Source organism: Geoanaerobacter pelophilus (assembly GCF_018476885.1).
Taxonomy (GTDB): domain Bacteria; phylum Desulfobacterota; class Desulfuromonadia; order Geobacterales; family DSM-12255; genus Geoanaerobacter; species Geoanaerobacter pelophilus.
In genome coordinates this window covers 1-386 of the sequence record NZ_JAHCVJ010000037.1, presented here as the reverse complement: position 1 = coordinate 386, position 386 = coordinate 1, and the positions used below count along the sequence as shown (strand labels likewise).

Here is a 386-nt window from a genome sequence, read left to right as displayed (position 1 = left end):
CTTACCACGTCCTTCATCGCCTCTCTCTGCCTAGGCATCCACCGTACGCCCTTAGTAGCTTGACCATAAAAAAACTGTAAATCGATCAAAACTGCTATGCATACTCCCGAAACGGCATACACCATTTCGGTTGCTACCTACAAATTCACTATATGCAATTGTCAAAGAACAGTATCATCCACCTTCGCCAAAGCTTCGGTGGATAAAATGGTGGAGGTGAACGGGATCGAACCGATGACCCCCTGCGTGCAAGGCAGGTGCTCTCCCAGCTGAGCTACACCCCCATTTTAAATGGGTATCTGATGAAAGTGGTGGGCCTAGGTGGACTCGAACCACCGACCTCACGATTATCAGTCGTGTGCTCTAGCCAGCTGAGCTACAGGCCC

The 386-nt window shown here is 50.3% G+C and carries 2 tRNA genes; both read right to left on the bottom strand.

Features of this window, described 5'->3' with window-relative positions:
• Positions 1–208: 208 nt before the first annotated feature.
• Positions 209–284: transfer RNA gene (locus tag KI809_RS20405), tRNA-Ala, on the bottom strand.
• 25 nt (positions 285–309) lie between these two features.
• Positions 310–386: transfer RNA gene (locus KI809_RS20400), tRNA-Ile, on the bottom strand.